Source organism: Pseudoroseicyclus tamaricis, from assembly GCF_012070395.1.
In the GTDB taxonomy this organism is placed as follows: Bacteria; Pseudomonadota; Alphaproteobacteria; order Rhodobacterales; family Rhodobacteraceae; genus Pseudoroseicyclus_A; species Pseudoroseicyclus_A tamaricis.
This window is the reverse complement of sequence record NZ_JAAFYS010000003.1, coordinates 399,987-414,214: the sequence shown is the minus strand read 5'-3', so window position 1 is coordinate 414,214 and position 14,228 is coordinate 399,987. Positions and strand designations below refer to the sequence as shown.

Annotated in this window: 14 protein-coding genes and 1 tRNA gene; 6 read left to right on the top strand and 9 right to left on the bottom strand. The window is 71.3% G+C overall.

All coding sequences use genetic code 11. The features are described from left to right. Positions 1–46 precede the first annotated feature (46 nt). The gene (locus GY170_RS13770) at positions 47–502 is read left to right on the top strand and encodes an Lrp/AsnC family transcriptional regulator (protein WP_163894598.1); all 456 of its coding nucleotides are present in this window, start codon (positions 47–49) and stop codon (positions 500–502) included. Beyond that, positions 499–954, top strand: a complete 456-nt coding sequence (locus tag GY170_RS13765) for an Lrp/AsnC family transcriptional regulator (protein ID WP_163894596.1) — start codon at positions 499–501, stop codon at positions 952–954. The genes GY170_RS13770 and GY170_RS13765 overlap by 4 nt, the downstream gene beginning before the upstream one ends. Positions 955–1,303: 349 nt before the next feature. On the opposite strand, the gene GY170_RS13760 is transcribed toward GY170_RS13765, so the two are convergent. Together GY170_RS13760 and GY170_RS13755 are read right to left on the bottom strand one after the other, a co-directional pair. After that, positions 1,304–2,482, bottom strand: coding sequence for an FAD-dependent monooxygenase (locus GY170_RS13760; RefSeq protein ID WP_163894594.1), 1,179 nt, complete (start codon positions 2,480–2,482; stop codon positions 1,304–1,306). A gap of 9 nt (positions 2,483–2,491) precedes the next feature. Further along, positions 2,492–3,166, bottom strand: coding sequence for a pyrimidine 5'-nucleotidase (locus tag GY170_RS13755; protein WP_163894592.1), 675 nt, complete (start codon positions 3,164–3,166; stop codon positions 2,492–2,494). 115 nt (positions 3,167–3,281) lie between these two features. Between GY170_RS13755 and GY170_RS13750 the strand changes: the two genes are divergently transcribed. After that, entirely contained in the window at positions 3,282–3,938 is a 657-nt protein-coding gene (locus tag GY170_RS13750) for a GntR family transcriptional regulator (protein ID WP_163894590.1), read from the top strand. 90 nt (positions 3,939–4,028) lie between these two features. Here GY170_RS13750 and GY170_RS13745 read toward each other — a convergent pair whose 3' ends face one another. Together GY170_RS13745 and carA are read right to left on the bottom strand one after the other, a co-directional pair. Beyond that, positions 4,029–5,765 (bottom strand): glycosyltransferase, encoded by a 1,737-nt coding sequence (locus tag GY170_RS13745; RefSeq protein ID WP_163894588.1) that lies wholly within the window; start codon positions 5,763–5,765, stop codon positions 4,029–4,031. A 62-nt stretch (positions 5,766–5,827) separates the two neighbouring features. Next, positions 5,828–7,003 (bottom strand): glutamine-hydrolyzing carbamoyl-phosphate synthase small subunit, encoded by a 1,176-nt coding sequence (gene carA, locus GY170_RS13740; RefSeq protein WP_163894585.1) that lies wholly within the window; start codon positions 7,001–7,003, stop codon positions 5,828–5,830. Positions 7,004–7,236: 233 nt separating this feature from the next. Here carA and GY170_RS13735 point away from each other — a divergent pair, with 233 nt between their 5' ends. Further along, positions 7,237–7,695 (top strand): GatB/YqeY domain-containing protein, encoded by a 459-nt coding sequence (locus tag GY170_RS13735; protein WP_163894583.1) that lies wholly within the window; start codon positions 7,237–7,239, stop codon positions 7,693–7,695. A 171-nt stretch (positions 7,696–7,866) separates the two neighbouring features. Here the strand turns inward: GY170_RS13735 and GY170_RS13730 are convergent, their stop codons facing one another. From GY170_RS13730 to GY170_RS13715, 4 genes are all read right to left on the bottom strand, one after another. Then, positions 7,867–8,454, bottom strand: a complete 588-nt coding sequence (locus GY170_RS13730; protein WP_163894581.1) for a DUF2244 domain-containing protein — start codon at positions 8,452–8,454, stop codon at positions 7,867–7,869. Continuing rightward, positions 8,454–10,130, bottom strand: coding sequence for a cytochrome c oxidase subunit I (locus GY170_RS13725; RefSeq protein ID WP_163894580.1), 1,677 nt, complete (start codon positions 10,128–10,130; stop codon positions 8,454–8,456). Before GY170_RS13725 ends, GY170_RS13730 begins: the two co-directional genes overlap by 1 nt. 265 nt (positions 10,131–10,395) lie before the next feature. Beyond that, a complete protein-coding gene (gene lipB / locus GY170_RS13720; protein WP_163894579.1) occupies positions 10,396–11,055 on the bottom strand; it encodes a lipoyl(octanoyl) transferase LipB in 660 nt (219 codons plus the stop codon). After that, positions 11,048–11,860, bottom strand: coding sequence for a LytTR family DNA-binding domain-containing protein (locus GY170_RS13715; RefSeq protein WP_163894578.1), 813 nt, complete (start codon positions 11,858–11,860; stop codon positions 11,048–11,050). Before GY170_RS13715 ends, lipB begins: the two co-directional genes overlap by 8 nt. A gap of 226 nt (positions 11,861–12,086) precedes the next feature. On the opposite strand from GY170_RS13715, the gene GY170_RS13710 reads away from it, so the two are divergent. Beyond that, positions 12,087–12,173: transfer RNA gene (locus GY170_RS13710), tRNA-Leu, on the top strand. 762 nt (positions 12,174–12,935) lie between these two features. Continuing rightward, positions 12,936–13,772, top strand: coding sequence for a protein-methionine-sulfoxide reductase heme-binding subunit MsrQ (locus GY170_RS13705; protein ID WP_163894577.1), 837 nt, complete (start codon positions 12,936–12,938; stop codon positions 13,770–13,772). Here GY170_RS13705 and cueR read toward each other — a convergent pair. Further along, positions 13,769–14,161: a Cu(I)-responsive transcriptional regulator gene (cueR, locus tag GY170_RS13700; protein ID WP_163894576.1), complete on the bottom strand. Its 393-nt coding sequence runs from the start codon at positions 14,159–14,161 to the stop codon at positions 13,769–13,771. The two genes, GY170_RS13705 and cueR, sit on opposite strands and share 4 nt — an antisense overlap. Positions 14,162–14,228: the final 67 nt, after the last annotated feature.

The window sequence follows — 14,228 nt, the reverse complement described above, 5'->3', positions numbered from 1 at the left end:
TCGTGCGATGGTTCTATTCGCTGCGGGGTCGAAAATGGCAGAGATCATGCTTGATAACACCGACCGGCGGCTCCTGAGGATCTGGCAGTCGGAGCCCGAGCTGAGCCTTGCCGATCTCGCCGAGCGAGCAGGGGTGACGGCGCTGAAGGCCGGGCGGCGGGTGGCAAAGATGGAGGAGGCCGGCGTGATCCAGGGGCAGGAGGCGGTGATCGACTGGCGGGCACTGGGCTACGTCGTCGCCGTCTCGCTTCGCGTGACGCTGGACAAGACGGCGGCCCGGGCCTTCGAGGACTTCCTCGAAGGCGCGCGGGCGATCCCCGAAGTGACGGAGATCCAGACGTTCCTCGGCCGCGTCGACGTCCGCCTGCACGTCATCGCCCGCGACCTCGGCCACTACCAGCAGATCTACCGCCAGCGCATCCTGACGCTCCCCCACATCGCCGATATCGAGAGCCTCATGACACTCACCGAGGTGAAGCGCGACGAGGCGCTGCCGCTGTGATCGAACTGGACGAGATCGACCGGAGGCTCCTGCGAGAGCTCGCCGCCGACGCCGCCCTGCCGACGGCGGAGCTGGGGCGGCGGCTCGGCCTCTCCCAGCCGGCGGCGTGGCGACGGGTGAAGCGGCTGCGCGAGGCCGGCGTGCTCGCCGGGCGGCGGCTGCGGCTCGATGCCGGGGCGCTGGGCTTCGGCGTGACGGTCTTCCTCGGCGTGAAGCTGGCGGCGAAGAGCCAGGTCAACCTCGCCGACTTCGAGCGGGCGGTGAGCGCCATCCGAGAGGTGCAGCTCGTGGAGCACGTCCTCGGGCTCTACGACTTCCGTCTGCGGGTGGTGGCGCGCGACCTCGGCGATTTCGAGCGGGTGCTGCGGCGGCGGATCATGACGCTGCCGGGGGTTGGGGCGCTGGAGGCCAACGTGCTCCTGAGCGAGGAGCGGCGGCCGGGGCCGATCTGAGCGGTGGCGCGGGCGGAGAGTGCGGGACCGGGGGGCCAGCCCCCCGGAGCCCCCCGAGGGTATTTTTGGCCAGATGAAACAGGGGGCGGGAGGGGCCGGGTCTCTTCGCTGCGGTTTTCTTGCCGCTGTGACCTCGCGCGGAATCAAGCCGGAGGCGCCGCGCGAGCGCCGGCCCGTCCCGGCGGGCTGGCGCTCTGCTGGGGCTTGGTGCCTCGCTCAGGGCAGGGAGGGGTTTTGCGGGCATAAAGCGCGCAGCGGTGCCGTCGGAGCGCCACCCCACGGGCCGGCGTTCGGGCGGGGCGCTTGGCTGAAAGCGGCCCTTTGGCTAGCGGCGTGCCCGGGTACCTGCCTACCGCGCCCCCAGTCCCAGCTGCATCAGCCCGCGCCGCACGGGAGTCGCGCCGTGGAGGGCGCGGAGCGCGGCGGCGCGGAGGTCTCGCAGGGGCGGCAGGCCGGCGATGGCGGCGCGGTTGAGGGCGTCGATGCCGAGGAGGCGGGTGCGGATGTCGGGCTCGCGGCGGCGGGCGTAGGCGGAGAGCATCTCGGCCGAGCCGAGGCCCTCCGGCGTCGCCAGCTCCAGCAGCGCGCGCAGGTCGGCGAGCGACATGTTCAGCCCCTGCGCGCCGATGGGCGGCACCACGTGCGCCGCCTCGGCCATCAGGGCCATGCGCTTCTCGGCGATGGCCTCGGCCCGCTGGGCGATGATCGGCCAGGCCTGCCGCGGCGAGGCCAGCGTCAGCTCCCCCAGTACCCCGGCGGAGCGGGTTGTGGCGGCGGCGGAGAAGGCGGCGTCCGGCAGGGCGGCGAGGCGCAGCGCCTCCTCCGCCCGCTCCATCCAGACGACGGCGGAGGCGGGGCGCCCCTCGTGATCGGGCAGCGGCACCAGCGTGAAGGGGCCGCCGGCGCGGTGGATCTCGGTGGAGACCTCGTCATGCGGGCGCTCGTGCGTGACGGTGAAGACCAGCGCCTTCTGCCCGTAGCGGAAGGTGTGCACGCCGATGCCATAGGCCTCGCGCACCGCCGAATTGCGCCCGTCCGCCCCGATCAGCAGGCGGGTGGCGAGACGGGTGCTGTCGCTCAGTCGCACCAGGGCCTCGGCATCGCGCGGGGTGACGCCGGCGAACCCGGTGCCCTGGCGGAGGGTGACGGTCGGCAGCTCGGCGAGGCGGCCGAGCAGGGCTTCACGGATCAGGGCGTTCGGGATGTTCCAGCCGAAGGGCTCCGCCGCCTCGCCGCCGAACTCGGCACTGTCGAAATCCGCCACAATGCGGGCCAGCGGCTCCGCCCCGCCGGCATCGACGATGCGCATCACCCTCAGGGGCGTCGCATGCGGGGCGAGGTGCGCCCAGATGCCGGCCTCCTCCAGGAGCGCGCGGGCGGGCTGCAGGAAGGCTGTGGAGCGTCGGTCGGGCGCCGCATCGGCGGGGGCCGGGTCCACCAGAGTGACGGTAAAGCCGGCGGCGCCGAAGGTGGCGGCGGCAGTGAGGCCGGCGATGCCGCCGCCGGCGATGAGGAGATCGCTGTCCATGCCCCCTATCTAGGCCGGCGCAACGCCCGGGGCGAGGGCCTGCAGGAAGGCGGTGAGGTCGGACGTGTGGTGATGGATGTGCTCCGCCGCCAGATCGGGCGGCAGAGGCTCCGGCGCGACATGCACCGTGCGCATCCCCAGCGCGTGGGGGACGGCGAGGTTGCGCGGCACATCCTCGAACATCGCCGCCTCGGCGGGGGCGATGCCGTCCAGCGCGAAGACCGCCTCGAATGCCGCCTGCTCGGGCTTCGGTCGGTAGCCGGCATGTTCGACGCCGTAGACGGCATCGAAGCAGCCGGCGAGGCCGCGCGCCGCCAGCACCTGCTCTGCATAGGGGCGCGAGCCGTTGGTGTAGACGATCCGCCGGCCGGGCAGGGCGCGGATCGCGGCCGCGAGGGCCGGATCGGGCGAGAGGCCGGAGACGTCGATGTCATGCACCTCGGCGAGGTACGGGTCCGGGTCCACCCCGTGCTCGGCCATCAGGCCGGCGAGGGTGGTGCCATGGGCACGCCAGTAATCGGCGCGCAGGCGGTCGGCCTCCTCCGGCGGGACGCCGAGCTCGCGGATGACATAGGCGTTCATCTTCCGCTCGATCTGGTCGAAGAGGCGGGCCTCGGGCGGGTAGAGCGTATTGTCGAGGTCGAAGACCCAGACTTTGACATGGGCGAAGGAGGCGGCAACCATGCGCCGGTGGTGCCCTGCCGGGACGTGCGGCGCAAGGGCGCTTGATCGGCCGGGGGCGGGGGCCTAGGCTCGCCGCGCCCCCCGGGGCCGCCTCGCCCCGCCCATCGGAGTGCGCATGACCACCCCCAAGGCCCCGCAGAAGGACGCCTACCGGCTGATCCTCGATGCCATCGACGCCGGCACCTACCGCCCCGGCGACCGGCTGGTGGAGAGCGAGCTGGCGGAGCGGTTCGGCGTCTCCCGCACGCCCATCCGCGAGGCGCTGCAGCGGCTGGAGACGCAGGCGATCCTGACGCGGGACGGGCGCTCGATGATCGTCGCCTCGCTCGATCACAACCAGCTGGCCGAGCTCTACGTCGTGCGCGGCGAGCTGGAGGGGCTGGCGGCGCGGCTGGCGGCGCGCAACGCGACGCCGGAAGAGATCCGCGTGCTGCGCGACATGCTGGAGGCGGATAGGGCGCTCGTGGACGACCCTGACGCGATGGCGCGGGCCAACCGGCGGTTCCACAAGCAGATCCACCTCGCCTCGCACAACCGCTTCCTCGTGCGCCAGCTGGACCTCGTGCACCGCTCCATGGCGCTGCTCGCCAGCACCTCGATTGCCGCCGAAGGGCGGGGGGCGCGGACGCTCGACGAGCACGAGACCATCGTCACCGCCATCGAGGCGGGGGACGGGGAGGGCGCCTATGCGGCGCTGCGGGAGCATATCTCGAGCGCCTTCATCACGCGGCTGAAGCTGGACGCGCAGAAGGTGGAGGCGGCGCGGCTCTGACGGGGGGCGTGCATCGGGGGTGCCGGGCTGAAGCCCGGTCTACGGGGCGTTGGGGCCGAGTGCGCACCGCTTCTGCTGCGCCCGCCTCCCTCATCGCACCACCCGCCGATGGCGCGCAGTGGGCCGGGGCACCTCGTCTGGCTGGGAGTGTCCGTGGGACGTCTTGTCCCAGTAGAAGGGCTGCGCCACCAGCTCCCGTAGCGCCTTGAGAAGCGCCAGCGTGGCCATCGGGAAGTAGACCCAGAGCAGCGGGTAGGAGAGCATCATCCACGGCCGGCCGGAGCGGGCGGCGGCGATGGCGAAGGTGAGCAGGCTCACCGCCAGTGTCACCAGCTGCAGGGCGAGGATGCCGAGGATCAGCCCGGCGGGGAGCGTCGCCAGCACGTGCGGCAGGCCGAGGGCGAGGGCCCAGAAGCTCCACCCGACGGGCGCCAGCAGGAACTGCGCCAGCGTGCCGAGGAAGAGCAGCTGCACCGCCCAGAAGCCCCTCCAGCCTAAGTCGCGGAGCAGGGCGGCCGGGTGGCGCATGTGGCTCGCCCAGGTCAGCGCGTAGCCCTTCAGCCAGCGGGAGCGCTGGCGGATCCAGGGGCGGGGGCGGTTCGCCGCCTCCTCCTGGGTGACGGTGTCGATCAGCTCGGTGCGGTAGCCGGCGCGGTGCAGGCGCAGGCCGAGGTCGGCATCCTCGGTGACGTTGTGGGCATCCCAGCCGCCAAGGCGGGTGAGCACGTCGCGGCGCAGGAACAGCGTCGTCCCCCCCAGCGGCACCGGCAGATCGAGCGCGGCAAGGCCGGGCAGGAGCACCCGGAACCAGGCCGCATATTCCAGCGTGAAGCAGCCGGCGACCCAGTTGCTGCCGCTGTTGTAGAAGTCGAGCGCCCCCTGCAGGCAGCCCACCTGCGGCGGCGCCGTCGCGAAGCGGGCGGCGACCCGGCGCAGCTGGTCGGGCGCAGGCGCGTCCTCGGCATCGTAGATGCCGATGATCTGTCCGCGCGCCAGCGTCAGCGCGTAGTTGAGCGCGCGGGGCTTGGTGCGCAGCCCGCCGGCCGGCACGCGGATGACGCGCGCGTGGGGTGGCAGGTCGGTGCGGGCCAGCGCCGCCTCCGTCTGCGGGTCGTCCGCCTCGAGGATCAGGCAGAGATCCAGCCGGTCCGTCGGGTAGTCCAGCCGGCCGAGGCGGCGCAGCAGCGCGCCCGCGATCTCCCGCTCCTGGTAGAGCGGCACGAAGAGGGAGACGCGGGGCAACAACTCCGGCGCCGGCGCGACCGGGGCCGGCAGCGCCGGCCGGGAGGGCGGGGCGGCGAAGAGCGCCAGCAGGCGCAGCACCGTGAAGGCTGCGCCGAGGAGGGCCGTGAGCAGGCAGAGCGCCAGGAAGACCGGCCCGGGCGCGGCGAGCAGCGCCGCCAGCGCCAGCAGGAGCGCTATCCCGACGCCCCCGCGTAGCCCGGTGCCGGCGCCGAGGCCCCGGCAGGAGAGGGACGGGGGCAGCCGCTCCTCCGCTTCCAGGGCGAGGAGCGCGCCGGCATCGCGGGTCAGCGCCTCCGCCAGCCGCCCCGGCGGGGCGGCGGCGAGGCGCACGGGGCCGAGCACCGTCTCGTAGGCGGGCAGGCGGTGGCGCACCGTCTCGGCATCCATCGCGAGCAGGATCGTCGCCCCGCCCTCGCGCCGCCAAGGCAGCACCTGGTCGGTCAGGCAGATCTCCGCCCCGAGGCGGGCGATCAGCCGCGGGTCCGCCCGGCGGGCGAGCGGGTCCACCCGCAGCCGCGCGCGAGGGCTCGCTCGCCGCAGCCGGACCGGCGCGGTGATCTCGGCAGGGGTGACCTCCGCCATCGGCTCTCCTCCTTTTAACAGGAGGTTAGCCGCCGGTTGGTTAAGTGCCGGTTAAGCCGCCCTCAGCCCGCAGGCGCCGCCGCGCCGCTGCGCGCGGCCATGGCGGCGGCGAAGCGTTCGAACAGGTAGTAGCTGTCCTGCGGCCCCGGGCTCGCCTCGGGGTGGTACTGAACGGAGAAGATCGGCCGGCCATCGACGCGGATGCCGCAGTTCGAGCCGTCGAAGAGGGAGACATGCGTCTCCTTCACGCCGGCGGGCAGCGTCTGGCTGTCGACGGTGAAGCCGTGGTTCATCGAGGTGATCTCGACCTTGCCCGTCTCCATGTCCTTCACCGGGTGGTTGGCGCCGTGGTGGCCGTGGTTCATCTTCACGGTGCGGGCGCCGAGGGCGAGAGCGAGCATCTGGTGGCCGAGGCAGATGCCGAAGAGCGGCAGTTCCGTCTTCTCCACCAGCCCGCGGATGGCGGGGACGGCGTATTCGCCGGTCGCCGCCGGATCCCCCGGGCCGTTGGTGAGGAATATGCCGTCGGGCTCGTGGGCCAGCACATCCTCCGCCGTTGCCGTCGCCGGCAGCACGGTGACGTCGCAGCCGGCCGAGGCGAGGCAGCGCAGGATGTTGCGCTTGGCGCCGTAATCGATGGCGACGACGCGGTGCTGCGGCGCCTCCTGCTGAACATAGCCGGCCGGCCACGCCCAGCGCATCTCGTTCCAGCGGTAGGTCTGCCGGGTGGAGACGTCCTTCGCCAGATCGAGTCCGACAAGGCCGGGGAAGGCGCGCGCCTCCGCCACGAGGGCGGCGATGTCGAAATTGCCGTCCGGGTCATGGGCCAGCGCCGCGTGGGGCGAGCCCTGCTGCCGGATTGCGCGGGTCAGCCGCCGCGTGTCGATGCCGCCGATGCCGATGCGGCCGCGGGAGGCGAGCCAGTCCTGCAGGCGCTGGGCGGCGCGCCAGTTGGAGGGCTCCGTCGGGTCCCACTTCACCACGAGGCCGGCGGCGACCGGGTCCCCCGTCTCGTCGTCGTCGGGGTTGGTGCCGACATTGCCGACATGGGGGAAGGTGAAGGTGACGATCTGCCCGGCATAGGAGGGATCGGTCATGATCTCCTGGTAGCCGGTCATGGCGGTGTTGAAGCACAGCTCCGCCACCGCCTTGCCGGTGGCACCGAAGCCTCGGCCGTAGAAGACGGTCCCGTCGGCGAGAGCCAGGCAGGCGGTCGGCTTGGCCGGGGCGTGAGTCATCGGGCGGCTCCTCGGGCAGGGGATGTCGGGTGTTCCGGCGACATCTAGGGAGGTGCCCGGGGAGCGTCAAGCGGGGCTGGCCCGGGCGCGGCCCCGGCGCTGCCTCGTACATGCCGGCACGCGTGACGGCGCGTGACCGAGCGGGGCGGTTGTGAGGACCCAACGGAAGCGTTAAAAGGGCGGCTTGTCGCATCCCCGACCCCTCGTGGTCGGACCAGCAGGGGACGGATCGAATGGATTTGCGCAGCCGCATCAATGTGGCGCTCAAGGATGCCATGCGGGCCCGGGAGGCGGATCGCCTCTCGACCCTGCGGCTGATCAATGCGGCCATCAAGGACCGGGACATCGCCGCCCGCGGCGAGGGCGAGGATGGCGGTGTCTCCGATGCCGAGATCACCGCGATCCTCGGCAAGATGGTCAAGCAGCGCCACGAGAGCGCCCGCGCCTATGCCGAGGCGGGGCGCGTGGACATGGCGACCCGCGAGGAGGCCGAGATTAAGGTGATCGAGGAGTTCCTGCCCCGGCCGCTGACGGAGGCGGAGGCCGATGCCGCCGTCGACACCGCCATCGCCGACGTGGGGGCGGAGAACATCCGCGACATGGGCAAGGTGATGGCCGAGCTGAAGGGCCGCTTCGCCGGGCGCATGGATTTCGGCAAGGCCGGCTCCAAGGTCAAGTCCCGGCTGGGCTGACCGCCGCCCGGCATCCCCGGCCGCTGCCCTGCCGCGCTCCCGCCCGCCCACCCCGCGCGCCAGGGCAGCGCCCTTCGCTCGCGGGCCGGCGCCTCTCCCGCCTGTTTCATCTGGCCATAAATACCGCGGGATTGTGGGGGCTGGCCCCCACGCAGGCCCGCCTCCCCGCGCTCAGCCCTCCCCCGGTGCCGGCCTCGGCGATGCCCCGACATGGCGGATCCGTGCGAGCCGAAGGTCGAGGTCCCCCGCCAGCATCCGCCGCTCCTCCGGCGCGAGGAAGGCGCCGAGCTCCACCGTGCGGGCCCCGCCGCGCAGGGTGAGGTAATCTTCCACCGGCCCGCCTTCCTTGTGCAGCGTCACCTCCACCCAGTAGGGATTCGCCGCGAACTGCAGGTCCGCCTTGCCGGCCTCTCGCCGCGCGATCTCCAGCCGGTCCTCCCAGAGCGTCAGCTCTTCCACCAGCCGCTGCCGGCTCGACTGGTTGTGCCGAAGCGCCCACCAGATCGCGGCGAGAGCGGGCAGCAGGAAGAGCAGCACCACCCAGAGCACCGGGCTGCCCAGCACCGCCACCAGCGGCAGCGCCATCAGCGTGGCCGTCGCGGCGATGAAGGTGGCGAAGCCGGAGGGCTCCAGCGAGTTGTTCGGCCAGACCCGCAGCGCGCAGTGCGGCGGATCGCCGTTGCCCTGCCGGCGATGCGAAACGGCCCCGGACGCGATGTCCGGGGCCGTGTCGAAATCCCTGACCCATTCATAGGGCATCAGTGGGCGTGGCTTTTGTCCCAGTCCTTCTGCTCGGGAAGGATCTCGAACGTGTGCTCCGGCGGCGGGCAGGGCAGCGTCCACTCCAGCGTGTCGGCCCACTCGTTCCACGGGTTGTTCACGGTGACCCGGCGCCCGGCGAAGAGCACGTAGAAGGTCAGGCCGATGAAGAACACGAAGGAGGCGAAGGCGAGGAAGGCGCCCATCGACGAGATGAAGTTCCAGTAGCCGAAGGCTTCCGGGTAGTCGATGTAGCGGCGCGGCATGCCTTGGCGGCCGAGGAAGTGCTGCGGGAAGAAGGTCAGGTTCGCGCCGATGAACATGGCCCAGAAGTGCAGCTTGCCGGCCCATTCGGGATACATCCGGCCCGAGAACTTCGGCATGTAGAAGTACAGCCCCGCGAAGATCGCGAAGACGGCGCCGAGGCTCATCACGTAGTGGAAGTGGGCGACCACGTAGTAGGTGTCGTGGTAGGCGCGGTCGATCCCGGCCTGGCTGAGCACGACGCCGGTGACGCCGCCGACGGTGAAGAGGAAGAGGAAGCCGAAAGCCCAGAGCATCGGCGTCTTGAACTCCACCGAGCCGCCCCACATCGTGGCGATCCAGCTGAAGACCTTCACCCCGGTCGGCACGGCGATGACCATCGTCGCCAGCATGAAGTAGCTCTGCTGGGTGAGGGACATGCCCACCGTGTACATGTGGTGCGCCCAGACGACGAAGCCGAGCAAGCCGATGGCGACCATGGCGTAGACCATCGGCAGGTAGCCGAAGATCGGCTTCTTCGAGAAGGTCGAGATCACGTGGGAGATGATGCCGAAGCCCGGCACAATGATGATGTAGACCTCGGGGTGCCCGAAGAACCACAGGATGTGCTGGTAGAGGATCGGGTCACCGCCGCCCGAGGGCTGGAAGAAGGTGGTGCCGAAGTTGCGGTCCGTCAGCAGCATGGTGATGGCGCCGGCGAGCACCGGCAGGGCCAGAAGGATCAGCCAGGCGGTGACGAAGATCGACCAGGCGAAGAGCGGCACCTTGTGCAGCGTCATGCCCGGGGCGCGCATGTTGAGGAAGGTCGTGATCATGTTGATCGCGCCGAGGATCGACGAGGCGCCCGAGAGGTGCACGGCGAAGATGGCGAGGTCCATCGACATACCGCCCTCGTTGGTCGACAGCGGCGGATAGAGCACCCAGCCCACGCCGGAGCCGAGCTGCCCGTTGCCGCCGGGGGCGAGCAGCGAGGCCACGCCCAGCGACACGCCGGCGACGTACATCCAGAAGGAGAGGTTATTCATCCGCGGGAAGGCCATGTCCGGCGCCCCGATCTGCAGCGGCATCAGGTAGTTGCCGAAGCCGCCGAAGAGCGCGGGGATGACGACGAAGAACATCATCAGCACGCCGTGGTAGGTGATCATCACGTTCCACAGGTGGCCGTTCGGCGTACAGCTGCCCGCCTCGGCGGCGGAGAAGAAGCGCATCCCCTCCATGCACATGTACTGTACGCCCGGATGCATCAGCTCCAGCCGCATGTAGACGGTGAAGAGCACGGCGATGAAGCCGACCACGCCGGACACGAAGAGATACAGGATCCCGATGTCCTTGTGGTTGGTGGACATGAACCAGCGGGTGAAGAACCCCCGCTCGTCATGGTGCTCCGATCCGTGAATGGCGGCGTCTGCCATGGGGAACTCCTGCTGACACATGGGATGGGCGCAGGTGGTGCGCCGGACTCGCTCACGGCCTTCTAGAGGCTGGGCGCCGGAAGGGCAATATTCCGCCGGCCCGCTCCCCGCCCCTCGTCCCCTCCCCCTAAGTCAAGTTTGCGTGCGCCTCCCCCTCGCGCCCGCCGGATCCCCGTTCATCTGGCCGGAAATACCGCGGGGGTGTGGGGGCAGAGCCCCCACCGCACTCAAAGGCGCGCGCCGCAGGCGCTCCGCAATCCAGCCGTCACGCCGGCGCCCGCTCTCCCATCGCGGCCTCGAAGCTGCGGCGCAGTGCCACATCCAGGTCGTCCATCGTCACCGGCAGGCCGAGATCGACGAGCGAGGTCACGCCGTGCCCGGTGACGCCGCAGGGCACGATGCCGGAGAAGTGGGAGAGGTCGGGCTCGACGTTGATCGAGATGCCGTGGAAGCTCACCCACTTGCGCAGGCGGATCCCGATGGCGGCGATCTTGTCCTCCCGCGGCGCGCCATCGGGGAGGGGAGGCTTCTCCGGCCGCTCGACCCAGACACCGACGCGCCCCTCGCGGATGACGCCGGTGACGTTGAACTCCGCCAGCGCCGCGATCACCCAGCCTTCCAGCTGCTGCACGAAGCGGCGCACGTCGTGGCCGCGCCGGCCGACGTCGAGCATGACGTAGACGACGCGCTGGCCGGGCCCGTGGTAGGTGTACTGTCCGCCGCGTCTTGCCTCGAAGACGGGGAAGCGGGCGTCGAGCAGGTCTTCGTCCCGGGCGGAGGTGCCGGCGGTGTAGAGCGGCGGGTGCTCGAGGAGCCAGACCAGTTCCTCCGCCTCGCCGCGGGAGATCGCCTCCACCCGCGCTTCCATGGCCGCCAGCGCCTCCTCGTAGGGGACGAGGCCGGGGGAGGTGCGCCACTCAACCATGCGTCGCCGGAAGCAGCCCCGCCTCCTTCAGCGCCGGCAGATAGGTGCGGCTGGCGGGGATCTCGCGGCCGTCGCTCAGCGTCAGGCAGGCGCGGGCGCCGTCGCGGCGGGCGCAGGTGACATGGGCGCGCGACACCCAGTGCGAGCGATGGACCTGCAGGCCCTCGCCGCGGGCCGTCTCCGCCATGGCATCGCTGAGGCGCATCAGAAGCTGTCCCGTTCCCTGCGTCGTGGTCACCTCCACATAGTGGTCGCGCACCGAGATGGAAACGAGCTCCCCCCGCTGGTCCTCCGCCAGCCGGGAGAGGAGGCGCGGCGGGCTCGACTCCGTGGCCGGCGGGGCCTCGGGCGAGGGGGCCTCGGGCGAGGGGGCATGGCGCGTCTCTTCGTAGTAAAAGAGCACGAGGCTGAGGATGAAACTCACCCCGCCGACGGTGAGCAGCATCAGCCGCAGGTAGCCCGGCGCCCCCGGCCACGTCCCGAAGACCACCCCGTTGAGCACCAGTACCCCGCAGAGGACGAGCGTCGCCGTCCCCGCCGCCGCTGCCGGCGCGCGAAGCCGCGGCGAAAGGTTCGGGACGGCGTGGGTGAGGAAGGCCGGCGCGAAGGTGCCGGCGACGCCGGAGAGGCCGACGGCCAGCAGCCAGTAGCCGAGCCGCTGCAGGGGGGTGAGCAGCGCGTGGGTCTCGTAGGGGCCGACGATGGCGAGGATGACGGAGAGCCCGGCCATGACCGCCAGCGCGTGGCGGCTGAGGAGGGCGCGCTGCGTCTCACGCAGCGCCGTCTGCACCGCTTTGCCATTCACGGATGCCTCGCCCCCTTTCACGCATGTCACCCGCTCGCAGATAAAAATCGCGCGGGGGCCGGAGCAAAGGGCGGCGGAGCGACCTCACGTAAACGTGAGCGGGAGGGCGGGGGTGGGATGGTGGGGCCCGTCGTGGGGCTGCCGGGAATATTTCCAAGCGGTCCGCTTTCCCTCTTCACATCGCCCCGGGGCTTCGCTAGAGAGCCGCGCACCGAGCCAAGACAGTGCGGTCGTGGCGGAATTGGTAGACGCGCAGCGTTGAGGTCGCTGTGGGGTAACTCCCGTGGAAGTTCGAGTCTTCTCGACCGCACCATTCTGGCCTTCCTCCGGCCCAGAGGCATCCCTCGGCCCCGGAGGTCGGTAGCTCCTTCTCCCAACATCTGACCATCGAGCGGCGCGCCCCTGATCCGGGTTCGCCCGACGCCGTAGGGTGGGTTTGTAACCCACCACACCCCGGCCGGACTCGCGTCAAACCCTCTCCATTCCCCGCCTGCCACAGGCGCTGCCCTCGCACGCCGGCCCGTGGGGTGGCGCAGCAACGTCTGTGCGGCGCGCTTTATGCCCGCCAAACCCCTCCCCGCTCCGAGCGAGGCGCCAAGCCCTACCAGAGCGCCACCCCGCCGGGACGGGCCGGCGCTCGCGCGGCGCCTGCGGCTTGATTCCGCGCGTGGGAAAGAGCGGCGGCCGGGTCTCCGGTGCTATCACCCCGAGCGAGCCCCGTAGGTGGGTTTCCAACCCACCATCCCCGGCCCGCCATTGGCACCACCCTCTCACGCCGGCCCGGGGGGTGGCGCTCCAACGGCTGAGCGGTGCGCTTTATGCCAGCCAAGTCCCTCCCCGCTTCCCGCACAGCACCCAGCCCATCCAGAGCGCCAGCCCGCCGGGACGAGCCGGCGCTCGCGCGGCGGCCTGCGGCCTTGATTCCGCGCGGGGGGCAAGGGGTCACCGGGGCGCCACGGGCGGTGCGGCGCTGGGTCCCATGGCCAGGGGGCAAGCGGAGGCCCCGCCGCCCCTTGACCTTCCACCTGCTGGAACCCCCAGCCTCCCTCCCGCGAATCCCGAGGGAGGGGACCCCATGCTACAGACCACCACGCCCGGCTGGCGCCGCGCCCTGCCGTGGACGGAGGCGGACGGGCGGCTCTCGCCGCTCCGGCTTCTCACATTCCTCGCGCTCTTCTACCCCGCCGGCTGGATGCTCTACTGGTGGGACCAGCGCATCTGGATGATCCCGCAGGCGGACCTCACCTACTGGTCCGGCGTCTGGGCGATCTGGCTGCTCCTCGCCTCCCTCGCCGTCACCCCGCTCCGGCGCATCCTCCGCTGGAGCCGCCTATTGGCGATCCGCCGGATGGTGGGCGTCTCGGCGCTGCTCTACACGCTCGTCCACCTCGTCATCTACTTCTGGCTGCGCTTCTGGGCCTGGGCAGAGATCGCCCAGGAGACGGCCACCCGCCTCTCCCTCATCCTCGCCACGATCGCGCTCCTCATCCTCATCGCCCTCGGCGTCACCAGCTTCGACCGGGCGGTGCGGGCCATGGGGCCGGCGTGGCGCCGGCTGCACTGGTGGACGTACCCGGCCACGGCGCTGGCGGTGATCCACTTCCTGCTCTCGCCCGGCTCCTATGCCGGCATGCCCTTCCTCGTGCTCGGCTGCTTCGCCTGGCTCATGGGCTGGCGCTGGCTCGATCGGCGGCGGCAGGGCACGTCGCCCGGCGCGCTGCTCCTCCTCGCGCTGGCCACGACGCTGCTTGTCCTCGCCTCCGAGGTGCTGATCCCCTGGGCGCTCCGCGACGCCGATCCGGCCTTCACCCTCTCGATGAACTGGACCTTCGTCATCGGGGTGACACCCGCCTACAAGATGGCGGCCATCGGCCTCGCCCTCACCGCCGCCGCGTGGGCTCGCCGGGCCTAGGCGCGCGGCGCGGCGAGGTCCTCGAGGATCGGGCAGTCGGGCCGGTCGTCGCCATGGCAGCGGTGCACGAGATCGGAGAGCGCGCCCTGCATCTGCTGCAGCTCGCGCATCTTCGCCTCGATCCGCTCCAGCGCCGCCGCGGCGAGGGTGCGGACATCGGCGCTGGCGCGGGTGTCGTCCTCGTAGAGGGAGAGGAGCGTCCGGCACTCCTCCACCGAGAAGCCAAGGGAGCGGGCGCGGACGAGGAAGATCAGCTTGTGGGCATCGGCCTCCGAGAACACCCGGTAGCCGTTGCCGCTGCGCTGCGGGCGGATAAGCCCGATCTCCTCGTAGTAGCGGATCGTCTTGGGGGGCAGGCCGCTGGCCTCTGCCACGTCGCCGATATTCATAAGTCTTGACCTTCCAGTAACTGGAACCCCTATCTGGCCCGTCGAGGCCGAATTTACCAGAAGGCAC

Coding starts and splice junctions, on each gene's coding strand:
- GY170_RS13770 (WP_163894598.1), top strand. CDS start 47: ATGCTTGATAACACCGACCGGCGGCTCCTGAGGATCTGGCAGTCGGAG.
- GY170_RS13760 (WP_163894594.1), bottom strand. CDS start 2,482: ATGGACAGCGATCTCCTCATCGCCGGCGGCGGCATCGCCGGCCTCACT.
- GY170_RS13755 (WP_163894592.1), bottom strand. CDS start 3,166: ATGGTTGCCGCCTCCTTCGCCCATGTCAAAGTCTGGGTCTTCGACCTC.
- GY170_RS13750 (WP_163894590.1), top strand. CDS start 3,282: ATGACCACCCCCAAGGCCCCGCAGAAGGACGCCTACCGGCTGATCCTC.
- GY170_RS13745 (WP_163894588.1), bottom strand. CDS start 5,765: ATGGCGGAGGTCACCCCTGCCGAGATCACCGCGCCGGTCCGGCTGCGG.
- carA (WP_163894585.1), bottom strand. CDS start 7,003: ATGACTCACGCCCCGGCCAAGCCGACCGCCTGCCTGGCTCTCGCCGAC.
- GY170_RS13735 (WP_163894583.1), top strand. CDS start 7,237: ATGGATTTGCGCAGCCGCATCAATGTGGCGCTCAAGGATGCCATGCGG.
- GY170_RS13730 (WP_163894581.1), bottom strand. CDS start 8,454: ATGCCCTATGAATGGGTCAGGGATTTCGACACGGCCCCGGACATCGCG.
- GY170_RS13725 (WP_163894580.1), bottom strand. CDS start 10,130: ATGGCAGACGCCGCCATTCACGGATCGGAGCACCATGACGAGCGGGGG.
- lipB (WP_163894579.1), bottom strand. CDS start 11,055: ATGGTTGAGTGGCGCACCTCCCCCGGCCTCGTCCCCTACGAGGAGGCG.
- GY170_RS13705 (WP_163894577.1), top strand. CDS start 12,936: ATGCTACAGACCACCACGCCCGGCTGGCGCCGCGCCCTGCCGTGGACG.
- cueR (WP_163894576.1), bottom strand. CDS start 14,161: ATGAATATCGGCGACGTGGCAGAGGCCAGCGGCCTGCCCCCCAAGACG.